General features: G+C 44.0%; 15 protein-coding genes and 1 tRNA gene. 12 read left to right on the forward strand and 4 right to left on the reverse strand.

What is annotated here, in order from left to right; all coding sequences use genetic code 11:
• Positions 1 to 281: 281 nt before the first annotated feature.
• Both HMPREF9389_RS07325 and HMPREF9389_RS07320 read left to right on the forward strand, forming a co-directional pair.
• The gene (locus HMPREF9389_RS07325) at positions 282 to 2,132 is read left to right on the forward strand and encodes a Cna B-type domain-containing protein (RefSeq protein WP_002928980.1); all 1,851 of its coding nucleotides are present in this window, start codon (positions 282 to 284) and stop codon (positions 2,130 to 2,132) included.
• A 582-nt stretch (positions 2,133 to 2,714) separates the two neighbouring features.
• Positions 2,715 to 3,797 carry a hypothetical protein gene (locus tag HMPREF9389_RS07320; protein WP_002928981.1) on the forward strand — a complete coding sequence of 361 codons (1,083 nt, stop codon included), beginning with the start codon at positions 2,715 to 2,717 and terminating at the stop codon, positions 3,795 to 3,797.
• Positions 3,798 to 3,888: 91 nt separating this feature from the next.
• Here the strand turns inward: HMPREF9389_RS07320 and HMPREF9389_RS07315 are convergent.
• A tRNA-Lys gene (locus HMPREF9389_RS07315) sits at positions 3,889 to 3,961 on the reverse strand.
• Positions 3,962 to 4,226: 265 nt separating this feature from the next.
• Positions 4,227 to 5,495: a replication-associated recombination protein A gene (locus HMPREF9389_RS07310; RefSeq protein ID WP_002928982.1), complete on the reverse strand. Its 1,269-nt coding sequence runs from the start codon at positions 5,493 to 5,495 to the stop codon at positions 4,227 to 4,229.
• A gap of 87 nt (positions 5,496 to 5,582) precedes the next feature.
• Between HMPREF9389_RS07310 and HMPREF9389_RS07305 the strand changes: the two genes are divergently transcribed.
• From HMPREF9389_RS07305 to HMPREF9389_RS07285, 5 genes are all read left to right on the forward strand, one after another.
• Positions 5,583 to 6,053, forward strand: a complete 471-nt coding sequence (locus HMPREF9389_RS07305; protein WP_002928984.1) for a DUF3013 family protein — start codon at positions 5,583 to 5,585, stop codon at positions 6,051 to 6,053.
• 9 nt (positions 6,054 to 6,062) lie between these two features.
• Entirely contained in the window at positions 6,063 to 6,515 is a 453-nt protein-coding gene (locus HMPREF9389_RS07300; RefSeq protein ID WP_002928985.1) for an NUDIX hydrolase, read from the forward strand.
• A complete protein-coding gene (locus HMPREF9389_RS07295; RefSeq protein WP_002928986.1) occupies positions 6,512 to 6,982 on the forward strand; it encodes a GNAT family N-acetyltransferase in 471 nt (156 codons plus the stop codon). The genes HMPREF9389_RS07300 and HMPREF9389_RS07295 overlap by 4 nt, the downstream gene beginning before the upstream one ends.
• A 143-nt stretch (positions 6,983 to 7,125) precedes the next feature.
• Positions 7,126 to 8,079 carry a 50S ribosomal protein L11 methyltransferase gene (gene prmA / locus HMPREF9389_RS07290; RefSeq protein ID WP_002928987.1) on the forward strand — a complete coding sequence of 318 codons (954 nt, stop codon included), beginning with the start codon at positions 7,126 to 7,128 and terminating at the stop codon, positions 8,077 to 8,079.
• Positions 8,080 to 8,832 carry a 16S rRNA (uracil(1498)-N(3))-methyltransferase gene (locus HMPREF9389_RS07285; protein ID WP_002928988.1) on the forward strand — a complete coding sequence of 251 codons (753 nt, stop codon included), beginning with the start codon at positions 8,080 to 8,082 and terminating at the stop codon, positions 8,830 to 8,832.
• Positions 8,833 to 8,872: 40 nt separating this feature from the next.
• On the opposite strand, the gene HMPREF9389_RS07280 is transcribed toward HMPREF9389_RS07285, so the two are convergent.
• A complete protein-coding gene (locus tag HMPREF9389_RS07280; RefSeq protein WP_002928991.1) occupies positions 8,873 to 11,284 on the reverse strand; it encodes a bifunctional 2',3'-cyclic-nucleotide 2'-phosphodiesterase/3'-nucleotidase in 2,412 nt (803 codons plus the stop codon).
• A gap of 250 nt (positions 11,285 to 11,534) precedes the next feature.
• Between HMPREF9389_RS07280 and HMPREF9389_RS07275 the strand changes: the two genes are divergently transcribed.
• From HMPREF9389_RS07275 to dtd, 4 genes are all read left to right on the forward strand, one after another.
• Complete coding sequence (locus HMPREF9389_RS07275; protein ID WP_032906321.1) at positions 11,535 to 12,194, forward strand: hypothetical protein; 660 nt, start codon at positions 11,535 to 11,537, stop codon at positions 12,192 to 12,194.
• A gap of 263 nt (positions 12,195 to 12,457) precedes the next feature.
• On the forward strand, positions 12,458 to 12,586 hold the full coding sequence (locus tag HMPREF9389_RS12305; RefSeq protein ID WP_255297029.1) for a hypothetical protein: 129 nt from the start codon (positions 12,458 to 12,460) through the stop codon (positions 12,584 to 12,586).
• 84 nt (positions 12,587 to 12,670) lie between these two features.
• Positions 12,671 to 14,890, forward strand: a complete 2,220-nt coding sequence (locus HMPREF9389_RS07270) for a RelA/SpoT family protein (RefSeq protein ID WP_002928999.1) — start codon at positions 12,671 to 12,673, stop codon at positions 14,888 to 14,890.
• A gap of 56 nt (positions 14,891 to 14,946) precedes the next feature.
• The gene (gene dtd, locus HMPREF9389_RS07265; RefSeq protein WP_002929008.1) at positions 14,947 to 15,390 is read left to right on the forward strand and encodes a D-aminoacyl-tRNA deacylase; all 444 of its coding nucleotides are present in this window, start codon (positions 14,947 to 14,949) and stop codon (positions 15,388 to 15,390) included.
• A 246-nt stretch (positions 15,391 to 15,636) separates the two neighbouring features.
• Here dtd and HMPREF9389_RS07260 read toward each other — a convergent pair whose 3' ends face one another.
• Positions 15,637 to 16,434 (reverse strand): DUF4037 domain-containing protein, encoded by a 798-nt coding sequence (locus tag HMPREF9389_RS07260; protein WP_002929009.1) that lies wholly within the window; start codon positions 16,432 to 16,434, stop codon positions 15,637 to 15,639.
• Positions 16,435 to 16,932: 498 nt separating this feature from the next.
• Between HMPREF9389_RS07260 and HMPREF9389_RS07255 the strand changes: the two genes are divergently transcribed.
• Positions 16,933 to 17,547, forward strand: a complete 615-nt coding sequence (locus HMPREF9389_RS07255; RefSeq protein ID WP_002929011.1) for a CPBP family intramembrane glutamic endopeptidase — start codon at positions 16,933 to 16,935, stop codon at positions 17,545 to 17,547.
• The last annotated feature ends 79 nt before the right edge of the window (positions 17,548 to 17,626 follow it).

Consider the following 17,626-nt stretch of genomic DNA (forward strand, 5'->3'; position numbering starts at 1 on the left):
TCTTAGCTTTTTAAATTATCTTTATAAATATACTTTGAAATTTCAGCAAAACCCGGAAATAATTGTAGTTTTCATATATAAAAATAGGCAAAAACTTAAATATATTAGAAGAAGTTGACAATTTGTATACTAATTCCGAACTTTGTACAAAAATACGGTCTAATATTTGACTTATATAAAATCCTATGATAGGCTAATATATGTAGTACACCAGAAAAGTAAGCTGGATTTAATCTAATTTCAACATTTCTGGTAAAAAAGTAATATTGGAGGGATTGTTTATGAAAAAAATATCTCATACTATTGCACGCTTTTTCTCAGTGGCCTTTGTGCTCCTCTTTAGCCTGTTTTCTAGCAGTCAATCTGCCAGAGCTAACACGGTAGATGATGTTATCACATCAATCAATGTCTACAATCAGAAGGGTGAAGAGCTGACTGACGGCCTTTCCCCTTGGGAAAAATTTCAAATTGACGCAAACTTTGCCTTCAATTACGGCAAGGTTCAGCCAGGAGATACTACTACCATTGGACTTCCTGTTGAGTTTGCCTTGGAGGGAGCTGATTTTGAAGTCAAAGATGATGACGGCAATCTCGTAGCGACAGCTGTGGTTGATGCAAGCTCTAAGCAGCTTACACTGACTTATACAGACTATGTCCTGACTCGCTCTCATATTGAAGGAAAAGTTCACCTGTTAGCACGCGTTGATCATACAGTAGTCAGAGATAAAGGCTCAATTCCTCTGAAACTTATCGTTGGCAAGAAGATTATCGAGTATGGGAAAATTGACTACAAAGGTCTTCCTGGCCAAGCAACTCCTTATACTTTCATAAAATACGGCTGGAATAATGCGGATAATATCAAGAGCATTACTTACAGCCTGAATATCAACCAACAAAATCAAGAACTGGATAATGTTGTTGTTTCGGATACTCTGGGCTTTAATACCGGAGAAATTGATCTCAACAGCTTCCAAATCCTTAAAGGCTCATGGGTTGTTGACCCAGCTGATAACTCTTACCGACTAAGTCAGCAGCGCGAGGATGTGACAGGAAACTACACGATTAATCTTGCGGCTGACAAGCGCTCCTTTACCATTAACATGGGACATATCGGTGCTAATGAAGGCTTCTATGTCCGCTACCGTGTTAATTTCCCAACAATTCCGGCTGACGGAACAGTCTTCCCGAATGATGCTATCTTGCGAGCAGATAATATTGAAGAGCAAAAATCTTCGGTTGCTGTCCGCTACCAACGTGCAAACGGCTATGCACATGGGGATATCTATGGTGTACAGGTGACTAAGAAAGATGAAGCTGGTAAACCTTTGGCAGGTGCTGAATTTACATTGTACGATGAGGACGGTGTAACAATTGTTCAAAAAGCAACTAGCGATGCTAACGGGATTGCTTCTTTCAGCAACTTGATTAAAGAGCATTATCTGATTAAGGAAACCAAGGCACCAGCAGGCTACCAACTGTCAGATGAAGAGATTCAGGTCAATGCTGCTCAGCTCAAGAATTATGGTTCTGGTATTATTTACAAAGACTTTACCAACCGTCAGGCCTTGATTACCGCTTCAGGTACCAAGACTTGGAATGACGACAATGATAAAGATGGCAAACGTCCAGACAAGATTACGGTTCGTCTCTATGCTAATGGTGTTGAAGTCGCTTCTAAGGAAGTCGGTCCAAATGCGCAGGGCGAGTGGAAGTATGACTTTACTGACTTGCCAGCGACCGGCGCAGATGGAAAAGATATTGTCTACTCCGTTACTGAAGACCGTGTTTATGGTTATACAGCTACTGTTGATGGTATGAACATTACCAATACACCAGTTCCAGGAGTTCCGCAACCGCCGAAACCTAGCTCGGACAATAGCTCTAAGAGCAGCAGCAGTAGTTCTTCTAGCTCAAGTAGTAGTAGCACGACTTCTAGCTCAAGCAGCAGTACAGGAAGCACTGATGTGATTATCGAATCAGATAATGGTAGTGGCGGAGGAAATGCCTATAATGTTGTAACTAAGAAGGGTCTTCCTAAGACTGGTGAGAATGCCAGCTGGATCATGATTGCTGCTGGAGTAGCTCTAGTAGGCTTGGTAGGCTTCATTGCCTTCCGTGCGAAGAAGAAATAAATTTCATCTCTGTTCCCTTAAGGGACAGAGATTTTTTATCGGCAAAATCTAGACCAGCAACAGTCTTTTTTAGAAAGTAGGAACAAGCAAGCTTTGTTTTACAATCGGTCATTATCTTGTATTCTTTTATTAATCAATCCTATGATATTCCGTAATATAGTTGTTTTAAAATAAAAAGCAACTAAGATGTTTCCTAGAACAGATTAGTTGCTCAGAACTACGGGGAAGGTCGCTTGGATTTGTAAGCGTGAAGCACATCAAAACTTGATATATATAATCTTTCCTAATTCCTAAACCAAAAAAATTATAAGACATCCTTAGGAATATGCTCGGTGTGTGATCATCTTTATCAAGTTTTCGTCAAACTTATTTTACTTCAGTCTTCTCTCGTAGTTTTTGCTATGCAATGCCCCCTCCTTTCTTGTGTCAAAAGGAAGGGGATTTTTTTGTGTGGAAATGATATAGAGGATTATATGTATGCGTTTTCATTTATCTTCTTTTCTGTTATACTTGTACTAGAAACCTGAGGAAAAGATTCACTCAATTTGAGGAACAATCATTTGGAATAAGGAGATATAAAAAATGTCAGAGGAGCTATTGAAAGAGACTGTTATTGAACTAAGTATTGCGGATAATTGGGAAGAGGCAAAAATGGAGTGGACAAAAGCAGAACTTGTAAAAATTGATGCTGATAGAAAGCAAAGTTGTTTATGCGGTCATAAAAGCCTCAAGAAAGTATTTTCTATTACTAGGAATGATGGCTCTGGGATAGAGCTTTCTCCAATCGGTTCTTCCTGTATTGAAAAGTTTGAAAATGAAGAACTAACTAAAAGTATAAAGAGGGCAGAAAAAACTTATAAATTAAAGAAGAATCTAAAGTTTGAAGATCTTCGTGAAGTGATGGATGAAGAGATGTTGGAAGATTTTTATAGTAGGGGGTATTTTAAAGAGGATAAAGAAAATGAGTTTAATCCATGGAACGATTATATTCTTTTTAAAATGGCTTTAAGCAGAAAAAATGAGGAACGTCAGTTGGCTTATAATAAGATTGAGCGTATCATTTATGTCATAAATGATTATCTTCATCCAGAACTCAATGAAATATTTGATATTGAAAGTTACAAAGAAAAACTGAAACAGTGGAGAGAGGAGGCGAAGCAAGAGAAGCTGGAAGCTGAGAAGGCGAATAGAATTGCTAGACAGAAAGAAGAAGAGAGGCTTGCTCGGTTGCAGGAAAAAGAGGAAATTGAACGGCAAAATAAGTTAGAAGAGGAAAGGAAATTAGAGGAGGAGCTAAAACAGCTAAAACGGAAGAACCTTTATGAAAGATATGAAGAATTGAAGAACTGGCTACAAGAACAAGGGGACAGTATAAGAAGCGAATATGGAGAAAAGCTGAGTAATTTAACAGATCTTGCTGAAAAAGTAAAGGTATTAAAGGATCTAAAACAATCAGAATTGAAGCAATCCCAAGAAGAAGCAAAGAAAGATGCCGCTTTATTACCAGAAGTGATGGAGATGAGGAAAAAAGTAAGTGCTCTATATTCAGTCACTCCCAGAGCTAGGAGATGCTTGGAATATCTAGATGCTAATGTACATACAAATAAAGGACACTTGATCTATATGACAAGATTTTTAAAAGAGATAGAGGAAGGGAAGCTGTGATGTACATTTTAAAATCGAGAAAGATTCAAATAAACAATAAAAGTACAAACAAAAAAGCCTGAGCTATCAGGCTTTTTCCTCTATATTTCTATGCCCCCTGCAGGGATCGAACCTGCGACCCACGGATTAAGAGTCCGCTGCTCTGCCAGCTGAGCTAAGGAGGCAATAGAAAAAGCTGTATTGGTGCCGGACCTTCACGATTTGTATTGAACCCGCGCAATTAAGCAGGTGGGCAACTCGCTCTAACTGAAGCTGCTTCCGCGTGACACGGCTTGCATGCTGTTAGAAGTCTTTTGTTTCCCTAATAATACAAAAAATAGTCGGTCAACACTTAAGTGTGAAGTCGTACACCACAGCGTTTCTATAATTATAATACCATAAATTTTGAAAAATTCAAGAGAAAAATGTGATTTTTTGCAAACGATGTCATCATTTTTTTAAGTCATCAATCTTATCCTTGGTCATTCCAAGGGCTCGCTCGTATTTGCCATTCTCATTAGGAGTGAAATAATTGGCGTCTTTTATCTTGTCGGGCAGATAGTCCTGCTTGACCCAATTGCCAGGATAGGAGTGAGGGTAGAGATAGTCCTGTGCGTTGCCCAATTCCTTGCTGCCGGCATAGTGACCGTCTCGTAAGTGTCGAGGGATAGGCAGATTTCCATTCTTTCGCAGGTCAGCTAAGGCCTTGTCCATAGCCAGATAGGCTGAGTTGGACTTGGGCGATAGGGCCAAGTCAATGACAATATTGGCAATGAGGATCCGGGCTTCAGGAAAACCAATCCGCTGGGCAGCCTCCAGAGCTGTGACAGTGTGGACTTGGGCGTCAGGATTTGCCAGACCAATATCTTCGTAAGCGATAACGGTCAAGCGTCGAGCTAGGCTAGGCAGGTCTCTTGCCTCAACGAGACGAGCTGCGTAGTGAAGACTGGCATTGACATCGGAGCCACGGATGGACTTCTGCAGGGCAGAGAGGACATCGTAATGGCCGTCCCCGTCCTTATCCATGGTGATGTAGCTCTTTTGCAGGCTGTTCTCCATCACATCGAGCGTGATATGGCGGATGCCCTTGTCATCTTCAGGGGTAGAGAGTACGGCTAGGTCCAGCGAGTTATAGGCGGAGCGCAGGTCTCCGTTGGTAGAGATGGCAATGAAGTCTAGAGCTTCATCATCTAGCTCCACTGGGAAATCAAATCCTCGTTCCTTATCCGTCAAGGCTAGCTGAATGGCTATCCGGATGTCGTCGTTGCTGAGGGGCTCAAGCTCAAATATCTGAACCCGGCTTCGAATAGCAGGGGTGACAGAAAAGAAAGGATTTTCTGTCGTTGCTCCAATCATGATGACCAGACCGCTTTCTAATAGGGGCAGTAGGAAGTCTTGCTTGGTCTTGTCCAAACGGTGAATTTCATCTAGCAGGAGCACCAGTCCGCCGGAAAATTTAGCCTCCTCAGCGATCTCCTGCAGGCGCTTCTTGCTATCTACGGTGGCGTTAAAGGTCCGAAAGGCAAACTTAGTTGTGCCGGCAATAGCCGAGGCGATAGAGGTCTTGCCGATGCCGGGTGGTCCGTAGAGGATCATCGAGGACAGGCGGTTAGCTTCAACCATGCGACGTATGATTTTTCCGGATCCGACCAGATGTTGCTGGCCGATAATCTGATCAATGTCAGTAGGCCGCATGCGCAGGGCGAGGTTTTCTGGCATAAGATTTCCTTTCTGCAAGTGTTTTTCTTGGCTTTTTGTGTTACTATTGTAGATAGTAATATTTTATCACAATGAAAAGAGGAAATCATGGCTAAGTACGGTTTTTTGGAGATATTGGACGAGGAAATGGGGAAGAGCTTTCCTTTTGACTATGAGATAAACTGGGATAAGAAAAATCACGCAGTGGAAGTAGCCTTTCTCCTTGAGGTTCAAAATCCAGGCGGGATTGAGACCGTTGATGCTGAGGGCAATGCCTCGGCTGAGGATATTTACTTTGAGGAAGCCGTGCTTTTCTATAATCCAATTAAGTCTCGTTTTGAGGCTGAGGACTATCTGGCAGCCCTGCCCTATGAGCCTAAAAAGGGGCTGTCACGGGAGTTTCTTGCTTATTTCGTGGATTTTCTAACCCAAACAGCTGAGTCTGGTCTCGATGCACTCATGGACTTCTTAGCGGATCCAGAGGCAGCAGAGTTTGAGATGGCTTGGAATGCTGAGGCTTTTGAAAATGGCAGAGTAGATGTGATTGAGACGGATTTCTATTCATATCCGAGGTATTAGGAGGCGCTTATGGCAAATGCAGAAGGACTAGATTTACTGCACAAACAGATGGAATTTTCTGGCTGCAAGATTGCCTTGCTCTGTGATGACAAGTTGCTGACTATCTTGCGAGATGATATTTCAACCATTCCTTGGCCCAATATGTGGGAGTTGCCGGGCGGTGGCCGCGAGGCCGAGGAAACACCTTTCGAATGTGTTCAAAGAGAGGTTTTCGAAGAGCTTGGTTTGAAGCTTGAAGAAGCTGCTATTGTCTGGGTTAAGGAATATCAAGGAATGCTTGATTCAGACAAAACCTCTATTTTTATGGCGGGAACCATCACTCAGGAAGATTTTGCCAGTATTGCCTTTGGTGATGAGGGTCAGACTTATCAGATGATGGATGTGAGCCAGTTCTTATCAGATAAAAAGGTTATTCCGCAGTTGCAGGCCAGGTTGAGAGATTATTTGGAGGTGCGAGCATGATTCATATTGAGCGAGCAGGAGCAGAGGATTTAGAGACCATTATTGCCATTCAGCGAGCGAGTTTTAAGGCTGTTTATGAGAAATATCAGGATCAATACGACCCCTATCTGGAGGAGCGAGAGCGGATTCGCTGGAAGCTAGTTGAGCGGCCCAATAGTTTTTATTATTTTGTTAAAGACGCCGAGAAGATTCTTGGTTTTATACGCTTGAATACAAATGACGAACAGACAGCAGGCTGGATTGGGACAGTGGCGATTTTGCCGCAGTACCAGAACAAAGGATATGGCTCTGAGGGGCTTGGTCTGATAGAGGAGAAATTCTCCACCGTTATGCAATGGGATTTGTGCACGGTTTTCCAAGATAAAGGTATGGTAGCTTTTTATGAGAAAAACGGCTATCATCAGACCCATACGGAGCCTGAAAAAGAGGGCATGGATATGGTTTACATGACGAAGACAATGAAATAAACAAAGAAAGGATTGTTCAGTTAAATTTCTAAACTGAACCCGCCCTAAACACTGTGCTAAAAAGATAAGGTTCTCTTAGACGCAAGCGTCGTCAGAGAATTTCCTATTTTGGCTTTGTGTTATACGGGCTTGGTATTTTAAACATGGACACTTGGCAGGAATTAACGATTGAAGTGAAGCGTGAGGCGGAGGAAGCGGCCTCAAATATTCTGATTGAGCTGGGCAGTCAGGGTGTGGCTATTGATGACAGCGCAGATTATCTGGGACAGGCCGACCAGTACGGTGAGCTTTTTCCAGAAGTTGAGCAGAATGAGCGGGTCCGGATTATCGGCTATTATCCGAATTCGGTGGATATAGAGGCTGTTGCAGCCCAGGCCAATGAGCGTCTGGCTGAGCTGGATGGCTTCGGCTTGGAGACGGGAGATATTCAGCTGACTCGGCAGGAACTGGCTGAGGAAGATTGGGCGGACAATTGGAAGAAGTACTTTGAGCCGGCTCGTATCACCCATGACTTGACCATTGTGCCCTCATGGACGGACTATGAGGCGACAGCTGGTGAGAAGATTATCAAGCTGGATCCTGGCATGGCCTTTGGTACGGGCACTCACCCGACGACCAAGATGAGCCTCTTTGCGTTGGAGCAGGTCTTGCGGGGCGGTGAAACGGTGCTGGATGTAGGCACAGGAAGTGGCGTTCTCTCCATTGCCAGCTCTCTCTTGGGAGCCAAGGATATCTATGCCTATGACTTGGACGAGGTAGCTGTTCGCGTGGCGCAGGAAAATATTGAGCTCAATCCAGGTATGGAGAACATTCATGTAGCGCCAGGAGATCTTCTCCGAGGCGTAGAAATCGAGGCGGATGTTATTGTTGCAAATATCTTGGCCGATATTCTCATCCATCTGACTGAGGATGCCTATCGTTTGGTCAAGGATGAGGGCTATCTGATTATGAGTGGGATTATTTCTGAGAAGTGGGAAATGGTGCGCGAGTCTGCGGAAGCGGCAGGATTTTTCCTAGAAACGCATATGATTCAGGGCGAATGGAATGCCTGTGTCTTTAAGAAAACGCAGGACATTTCAGGCGTGATAGGTGGTTAGATGCAGCAGTATTTTATAAAAGGAAGTCCTCAGTCCCCTCTGGTGGTCACGGATAAGGACACGGCCAAACACATGTTTTCAGTCATGCGGCTCAAAGCGGGCGACCAAGTCACATTAGTCTTTGATGATGGCGTGAAACGGCTGGTTCAGGTATTGGACCCCAGCCAGCAGAGTTTGGAAATCTTGGAGGAGCTAGCAGACAATACCGAGCTGCCGGTTCAAGTGACCATTGCATCGGGTTTTCCCAAGGGCGATAAGTTAGAGTTTATCACCCAGAAGGTAACGGAGCTAGGTGCTTGTGCTCTCTGGGCTTTCCCAGCGGACTGGTCGGTGGCCAAGTGGGATGGCAAAAAGCTGGCTAAAAAGAGTGAAAAACTGGAAAAAATTGCCCAGGGAGCAGCAGAGCAGAGCAAGCGCAATCTAATTCCAGAGGTGCGGCTCTTTGATAAAAAGGCAGATTTTCTAGCGGCCTTGGCAGACTTTGACCGCATCATCGTGGCCTATGAAGAATCAGCCAAAGAAGGAGAAACTGCAGCTCTAGTTCGGGCTCTGTCAGGCTTGGAATCCGGCGCAAAAGTACTCTTTATCTTCGGACCGGAGGGAGGTCTATCGCCAGATGAAATAGTAGCCTTTGGCCAAGCAGGGGCTGTATCAGCAGGTCTAGGCCCACGTATTCTGCGTGCTGAAACAGCTCCGCTCTATGCCTTGACAGCAGTCAGCGTTTTGTTGGAGTTGGGAAATGATAGTCTTTGAAAAATAAAATCAGCAGCCAAAGTGGCTGCTGATTTTTTAATTATTGTCTTTCTCGTTTTTTGAAGGCGAAGATTCCTGCAAGTCCAGTCATGACAAGTCCCAAGAGTCCGAGCGATGACGTCTTTTCTCCGGTTGCTGGGAGGCTTTGTACTCCTGTCTGTCTGTGAGACGCTTGCTTGTTTGTGCTAGGGTCAACAGCAGTCAAGACAGGGAAGTCTACTCTGCTATGCTGCAGGTTGGCTGCTTCGACTGAGATAGTCGGAGAGCTTGGCTGCTCGATAGGCACCGCTTCTGTTTTCGGAGCGACGTAGACGAATTTGTATTCGCCGAATCCTTCTTGGGTAGAAGCTGCTAGATAGACGATGTCTCCGTCAGTACCAATCAAGTTCTTGGCCTTATCAGCTGTCAGGAAGCGCAGGTCCAGTCCCTTAATGGTATCAGCGAAATGCCAGTTTTGATCTGCACTTGGATTGATATTTTTGACAGCCAAGATATAGTTGATGATGGCTTGGCGGTTTTCCAGATTGAGCAGACGGTTGAGGCTGGCTTCTCGAACACCAGGGAAGTTACCGTTAGACCGGTAGTTGTTGGTCACGACGATAAATTCCTGATTAGGGTCAATCTCCTTGCCTTGGTATTTCAGATTACGGACCCGGCTGGCATTTGGGTTTGCTAGTTTGCCTTCGCGGTCGTATTTGTTAGGCTGGGTGATGTCAAACTCATAGGTAACACCGTCGATAACATCAAAGTTATAAGTCCGGTAGTCAGTATTGACCAGATTTTGCGGTTGGCTATTGTTTGGGTCAATGGTATTGAATTGGCCAGCTGACATTTCCAACCATTCTTTGAGCTGGGCACCGTTGACCTTGAGGATAGCAGTCACATTGTCATAGAGATAGAGATCTGCTACATTCTTGATGGCAATAGGACCAGCTGGAATGTCTGTATAGGCCGTTGCATCCCCACGGGTTCCTGCCTTGAAAGGCGCTGCTGCAGACAGAATAGGAAGGTTGGCTTCAGGCGTGCCAGCCAGCTCTTGCTTAGCATACCAAAGCTGGGCATTGTTGACGATCTGAACGGATGGATCGTCCTTGACCAGAGCGAAGTAGCTGGTAATCGGTGCAGTCGTGGTGCCGACTTGCTGGCGGACGTAGTTGATAGTACCTTCGTGAGATTCTTTGGCAATGTCAATGACGCGCTGATCTGCTACATTAGACTTGGTCTCCACCTTGCGGATGGAGCCTTTGCTGTCAGTGACTTTCCATTTGCCGTCGGTATAGTTTAGCTTGAGGTCGATGACGCCCAGATGGTCGCCGTATTTTCCAGCCATAGTTACTGGAGTGCCATTGATTTTCCCGTTGACACCGTCTACGCCAGGATATTTTTCGTAGAAGCCAGTTCCGTTTCCGCTTGGAAATTCTGCGTGGGAGTGGCCGGTTACAACAGCATCCACACCTGGCAAGCTAGCGATTTGATAGCCTTCATTTTCCTCGCCTTTTTCATACTTGTCATCTCCGATACCAGAGTGAGAAAGCACTAAAGTGATATCTGCACCTGCCTTGCGCATCTCAGGAATAATATCTCGAATAGCCTCAACAGAATCGCGAACGACTACTTTTCCTTCTAGGTTTGCCTTATCCCAGTTGAGGATTTGTGGCGGGACAATACCAGTGACACCAATCTTGACAGTCGTCAAGCGGCCCTGAGTATCCGTAAAGGTTTTTTCGATGATTTTGTAAGGCTGATAAATGAATTTACCAGTCGCTGGATCTAGCACATTGGCATTGACAAGAGGCATGCCTGCTGTCTCAATTACGCGGTTCAGATAGTCCAGACCGTAGTTGAACTCATGGTTGCCTAGCGTACCAGCTTCAAAGCCCAGAGCTTGCAGGGCAGCGTACATAGGGTGCTGCTCGCCTTTCTCCACAGGATCCACAATGGCCTTGTAAGTTCCAAGCGGCGTTCCTTGGATGGTGTCGCCATTATCTACCAAGAGGACGTTTGGATTTTCTTTCTTGGCCTTTTCAATCAGAACTGCTGTTTTAGCCAGTCCCAAGGTCTCCACTGGCTTGTCCTGATAGTAGTCGTAGTTGACCAAGTTGGTATGGAGGTCGGTCGTTGCCAAGATACGCACATCAACAGTCTGTCCCTCCACGGGCTTAGTATCCTCAGTAGCCGCTACATTTCGAGCCATAGCCATCAGAGCATCAGTATTTCCACTGGCATTTTCTGGGGAAATAGCAGAGCTAGGATCCGTGCTCTCTTTTGTCGCAGTAGCTTCAGTAGGACTTGCAGCAGTCGTTGGTTTTGTTTCCGCTGCGCTGCTTTCTACTGGAGCAGGATTAGCAGTGACTGCTGGAGTATTCTCATCAGCCTGAACAGCATTTACAGTTGCCGCAAGTGCAGCTGCGCTCAAAAGCGCAACCGTTTTTTGAAGGGATGATTTGGACATAATATCTCCTTTGTTAAAATGAATTTCGGACTTATATTATACTATATTAAAACGCTCTCATCAAGAAGAAATTTCCAGTTTAGAGCTTTCATAATTTCTAATATTGGTTTGAAAATGCTGAATGAAGACATCAGCGGATAAGTGAATAATCGGATGGAGGTAGAATAAAATAGAGTTTTAAAAAATTATGGTACACTATACAGTGACTGAAATAAGTACTTTATTAAGTATAATAAACAAGGAGAATATCATGAAAAAGCGGATTTTTCTCAAAATATTACTTTTAGGGGGAGTGATGATAGGATTAATAGGATGTGGAGAAAAGAGGAGCAGCCGAGATTGGATTGAGAATCAGGTAGCTGAAGTGAGTCGCGTCTATCCCACTGAAAATCTATTTGATTTGTTTAAGCAATTTCCGGATGGGTTTAAAGTAGAGCAAGTGTATATCAAACGTGGGACTTATCTTATCGAAATAACTTTACAAGGGGATAGTAGCAATCACACAATTTCTGGAGTGCTAACCAAGACACGGGCTTCTGATGATATTACTGAAAAACCAGAAGAAACAATAAGAGTTGATTATATAGATGGGAAATTTATCTTTTCTGATGAGGTCAAAGCGAAAGAATTATGGCCTTTTAATGGATTTTTATTTCAAAAGTTTACGATTAATCAGTCTTTTCTATCTTCTTTATCTATGAAATCCAAAAATTATAATGGCAACAACGGGGCGTTTGATATTGATTATTCGGTTCAAAATCAAACTATCAATCAGTATTTTCACAAAAACGAAAGAGAACAAGCAACTTTAGGTTTTGGAAGCTCAAACCGAAACGACGATTATTACTATTATTCAGTAACTGTCAACTACGACAATGTTTATTCATTTAGAGAAACCGTGTCAAATTAAGAGGAGATAAAATGGTGGAAAAATTTGCTAACATTGGTATTTCTACTTTTGATACTTCAAATTTAGCATGTTATCTACTTTGATAAAATCATTATTTAGAGCCACTGCTTCACTGTCTTGTATCCGTTTTCGTATTTTGGTATAATAGTGATGAGCTCACTTGGGTAAGTCGGAAAGGAAAATAAAACGGAAAAAATCAGACTGCCTAAGCTGGGAAGCGTATCTGCATTTTGCCTGATAAGGAGAGGAGGTTCGCCATGACTATGTCTGCCTTATTTGAGTTGTTTGTCGCCCTTTTAGGTGTGACATCTACTTGCTACCTTGTCTACGCTTATTGTCAATTTATCAAAGAAGAAGTTCATCACTTTCTTCACCACAACCCGCCCGTTTAAGGCGGGTTTTTATATGAACCGTCTTCTAGGTTTTCATATTGGGTTAAAAGTGATAAAATAGTAGGCAGGAATTGGAGAGACGAGATGCCAAAAGAAGTGAATTTGACGGGCGATCAGGTATTGGCCCTTACGAGAAAATATCTGGCTGCGGAGGATGTGGCCTTTATACAGAAAGCTTTGATCTATGCGATTGACTGTCACAGTGGGCAGTTTCGCAGGTCAGGTGAGCCTTATATTGTGCATCCTATTCAGGTGGCAGGGATTTTGGCCACGCTCAAGCTAGATGCAGTAACGGTTGCCTGCGGTTTTCTCCATGATGTGGTAGAGGATACCCGTGCGACGCTGGATGATTTGGAAAGAGAGTTTGGGACGGATGTGCGCGTGATTGTTGATGGCGTTACCAAGCTGGGTAAGGTCAAGTACAAATCCCACGAGGAGCAGCTGGCGGAAAACCATCGCAAGATGCTCATGGCCATGTCGGAGGATATCCGGGTTATTTTGGTCAAGCTGGCAGACCGTCTCCACAATATGCGGACGCTCAAGCACCTGCGCAAGGATAAGCAGGAGCGGATTTCCCGAGAAACAATGGAAATCTACGCACCCTTGGCTCACCGCCTGGGGATTTCCAGTGTCAAGTGGGAACTGGAGGATTTGTCTTTCCGTTATCTTAATGAAGTGGAATTTTACAAAATTTCCCACATGATGAAGGAGAAGCGTCGGGAGCGTGAAGCTCTGGTAGAAGAGGTAGTTCAGAAGATTGAGACCTATGCTGGCGAGCGCAATCTGCACGGTAAGATTTATGGCCGGCCCAAGCATATCTACTCGATCTATCGCAAGATGCAGGACAAGAAGAAGCGTTTTGATGAGATTTATGATCTGATTGCTATTCGCTGTATCTTGGATACTCAAAGTGATGTTTATGCCATGCTGGGCTATATTCATGAGCTTTGGCGTCCTATGCCAGGGCGGTTCAAGGATTATATTGCCAACCGCAAGGCCAATGGCTACCAGTCTATCCATACGACCGTTTATGGACCCAAGGGTCCGATTGAGTTTCAGATTCGGACCAAGGAAATGCATGAGGTCGCTGAGTATGGGGTTGCGGCTCACTGGGCTTATAAAAAAGGTGTTAAAGGACAGGTAGACAGCAAAGAATCAGCCATCGGGATGAACTGGATCAAGGAGCTGATGGAGCTGCAGGACCAGTCTAACGATGCCAAGGACTTCGTTGACTCGGTCAAGGAGAGCTATCTGGCTGAGGAAATCTACGTCTTCACACCAGATGGAGCAGTGCGCTCTCTGCCTAAGGACTCGGGCCCGATTGACTTTGCCTATGAGATCCACACCAAGGTCGGTGAGAAAGCCACAGGAGCCAAGGTCAATGGCCGCATGGTGCCTCTGACAACCAAGCTTAGGACAGGTGATCAGGTGGAAATCATCACCAACGCTAACTCCTTCGGACCGAGCCGCGACTGGCTCAATATTGTCAAGACCAGCAAGGCCAGAAATAAAATCCGTCAATTCTTTAAAAATCAAGACAAGGAGCTGTCTATCTCAAAAGGGCGGGAGCTCTTGCAGGCTCAATTCCAGGAGCATGGCTATGTAGCTAATAAGTACATGGACAAGAAGCACATGGAAGAAGTGCTGCAGAAGACCAGTTATAAGACTGAAGAGGCGCTTTTTGCGGCGATTGGCTTCGGTGAGATTGGTGCCATTAGTATTTTCAACCGTTTGACAGAAAAAGAGCGCCGTGAGGAAGAACGGGCCAAGGCCAGAGCAGAAGCGGAGGAATTGGTCAAGGGCGGCGAAGTCAAGGTCGAAAACAAAAAAGACACTCTCAAGGTCAAGCACGAAGGCGGTGTAGTCATTCAGGGGGCGTCTGGTCTCCTCATCCGGATTGCCAAATGCTGTAACCCTGTACCGGGTGATGATATTGTTGGCTATATTACCAAAGGACGTGGTGTAGCCATTCACCGGCAGGACTGCATGAATCTCAAGGCCCAGGAAAATTACGAGCAGCGGCTTATTGATGTGGAATGGGAAGACAACAACACGACCAAAGAGTATACGGCCCACATCGATATTTACGGTCTCAACCGCTCTGGCCTCCTCAATGATGTGTTGCAAGTTCTGTCTAATACCACCAAGAATATCTCAACAGTCAACGCCCAGCCGACCAAGGATATGAAATTTGCTAATATCCACGTTTCTTTTGGCATTGCGAATCTGTCCATGCTGACGACGGTGGTGGATAAGATCAAGAGCGTGCCAGAGGTCTACTCGGTCAAGCGGACCAATGGTTGATCTATTTCGGAAATCATTATCTAGCTATAAGTTACCGTTAAATCAAAGGAAAAGATATGAAAATAGTGATTCAGCGCGTAAAACGTGCTCAGGTCAGCATTGACCAGCAGCTGCACAGCAGTATTGGACAAGGTCTCCTGCTCCTAGTAGGCGTAGGCCCTGACGATAGTCAGGAGGATATGGATTATGCAGTCAGAAAGATTGTCAATATGCGGATTTTTTCCGATGTTGAGCGCAAGATGAACCTGTCTATCAAGGACATTGCTGGAGAGATTTTGTCAATTTCCCAGTTCACTCTGCATGCAGATACCAAAAAGGGTAATCGGCCAGCCTTTGTCAAGGCTGCTCCGCCAGAGATGGCTAGCAATTTTTATGATGCCTTTAATCTTGCCTTGCAGCAGGAGGTGCCGACTCGGATGGGGATTTTTGGGGCAGACATGCAGGTGGAACTAGTTAATGATGGTCCAGTGACCATTATCTTGGATACGAAGAATCGGTGAGAAGACAAGAAGCATGAAAAGAGGCTGGGACAAAATTCCTAGCCTCTCAATTGTCTTTGGATTGTCGAGCAAGACGCAGTGGTTGAGTGGGCTCTACTACGCTGATTTCATCAGCTTTTACAGCCCTACTCAACTGTGCGGAGGTGGGACGACGAAATCGAATTCTAACGAATTACCGATTTCTGTCCCACTCTCTATTTTTTTTGAGCTTCTGCAGCAATGAGGCTGAGGCCTCAGGTTGCATTTCTAAAAACTATCAATAATTTCTTGAGGAATGGCTTCTTTGATGGTCGCCACTAGCTGATTGATAATCATTCTCGCTTCAGCGGGCTCTGTGTAGAGTTTTTGAAAATAGGTCTGTATATTTTCTTCAAAATGTTGAGGCAATAGCGTGCAGTTGGTTTTTGCAAACTCCAGTATTCTCTTTTCTCCAGGGTGAGTCTGTTCGTTTAGGGCGAAGAGCAAGTCAAAATAGGAAGCAAAAAATTCACTGCTACGGTGATTGATACTGAGCAAGTCCTGACGCTTGAGCGCTTTTTCTATTTGTTTGGAGAAAGCTGGCATGGCTTGATCGAGTAGGAGGAGCTGCTTCTTAATAATATTCTTTTTCAGCTTAGCTGGATAAGGACGTCTGTACTTGTTCTGAAGTGCTTCATAGCGACCATTTCGGTCGTAGATGATTTTGCTGTGGAGCAGATTGTGCCACATACAGGTGGTATAGGCATTCTGGGCTTGGTGGTCTAGGACTACAGTCTGTAGGTCTTTATCAAAGCTGTCCAGTGTACGGTAAATGAGCTCAATTTCGATTTTGCTCTTCAGCACACAGTCATCCTCTAGTTCCCAAAACTGATTGCCGATTTCCATGTAGGAGCAGTACTTGCTGAGGATATCGCGTCGGGTCGTGGGAGCAATGGAATCTGTCAAGTAGATATAAACATCATAGTCTGAGTCTTTGTCAAAATGCTGTCCAGCACGAGAGCCACCGAGAACAATAGCTTCCACTTGATCTAGCTGGGCAAATTCTTTAAAAAGTTGTTGTGGCATAATTTTTCCTTACTAATTTTTGACATTATTTTAGCAAAATGTAAGCGGGTTGGCAAGAAGGAAAAAAGCTTTTGGCATGGTTTCGAGCCTGTAAAATTAAGACCCCGAGGGGTAGGAAGTGGATGAGCAGGAGTTGGGAGTATTGGACTAAAAAGAAAATCATCTAGGATAGATAGGCTGAAAATTTGACTTTGTGTGATAAAATTTTAGGACTTTTTTCTTTCTTTAACTCATTGTCAGTTTTCTATTTTTTTAAACTCATGGCCTTATTTTTATCTGCAACTTTTCTTAGATTTTGAGATAAGTTTTTAAAGATTTTTTTGACATCATTTAGTCCAAAAATGAGAAGTATATCAAGCAAGTGAAAGTGGCAATAATAGTTGATTTGTTTATGTTTATGATTTCTTTCATTCTTTAGAAATATTTTAGAATTACTTTATAAATTCTTGAAGTTTGTCTTGTATAATCATATTAAAGAAAAGAAAGGAGTCTCTTACCATGGGATATCTAGTTCAACAGATACTGAATGCTCTGATTCAAATTGCTTTGTTTGCGTTTCTTCCTTTTGTTTGGTGGTTGATAAGGGCTAGAAGAAAAAGTCCATTTTTAGAATGGCTTGGCTTAAAACCGCTAAAAGATACTGGCAGCCGGAAGATCTGGCTGTGGATTTTGTTGGGTTCGCTATTTTTCCTGTCCCTTTCGTTTTTGCTACTATATACGACTGTAAAAAGTCTTAAGACAGCGACTTCAAACTTTTCAGGCCTCGGCTTTCAAGCCTTGCCAGCTATTCTGATTTATGGTCTGTTTCAAACTGCTCTGCCAGAAGAACTGCTATTCAGAGGTTTTCTTTTAAAGAGATTGGCTAGCCGCTTACCCTTTGTAGTGGCCAATAGCATACAAGCTACTCTTTTTGGTCTGATCCATGGCCTGATGTTTATAACAATACTCTCTTGGCATCAAATCCTGCTCATCATTTTGTGTACGGGTGGCATCGCGGCTTATCTGGGCTTTGTCAATGAAAAGAAATCCGATGGCTCCATTTTAGCCAGCTGGATCATGCATGCCCTAGCAAATGTAGTTGTGGGTAGTTTATCGGCATTTATGCTGATTTAATAAATTGAGATTTTTACTGCAAATCAAAAAGTTCCGTTTTTCCTTGAGAATCGGAACTTTAGATTTGATGACAGGTGGG

It is taken from the genome of Streptococcus sanguinis SK355, assembly GCF_000212855.1.
Classification (GTDB): domain Bacteria; phylum Bacillota; class Bacilli; order Lactobacillales; family Streptococcaceae; genus Streptococcus; species Streptococcus sanguinis_A.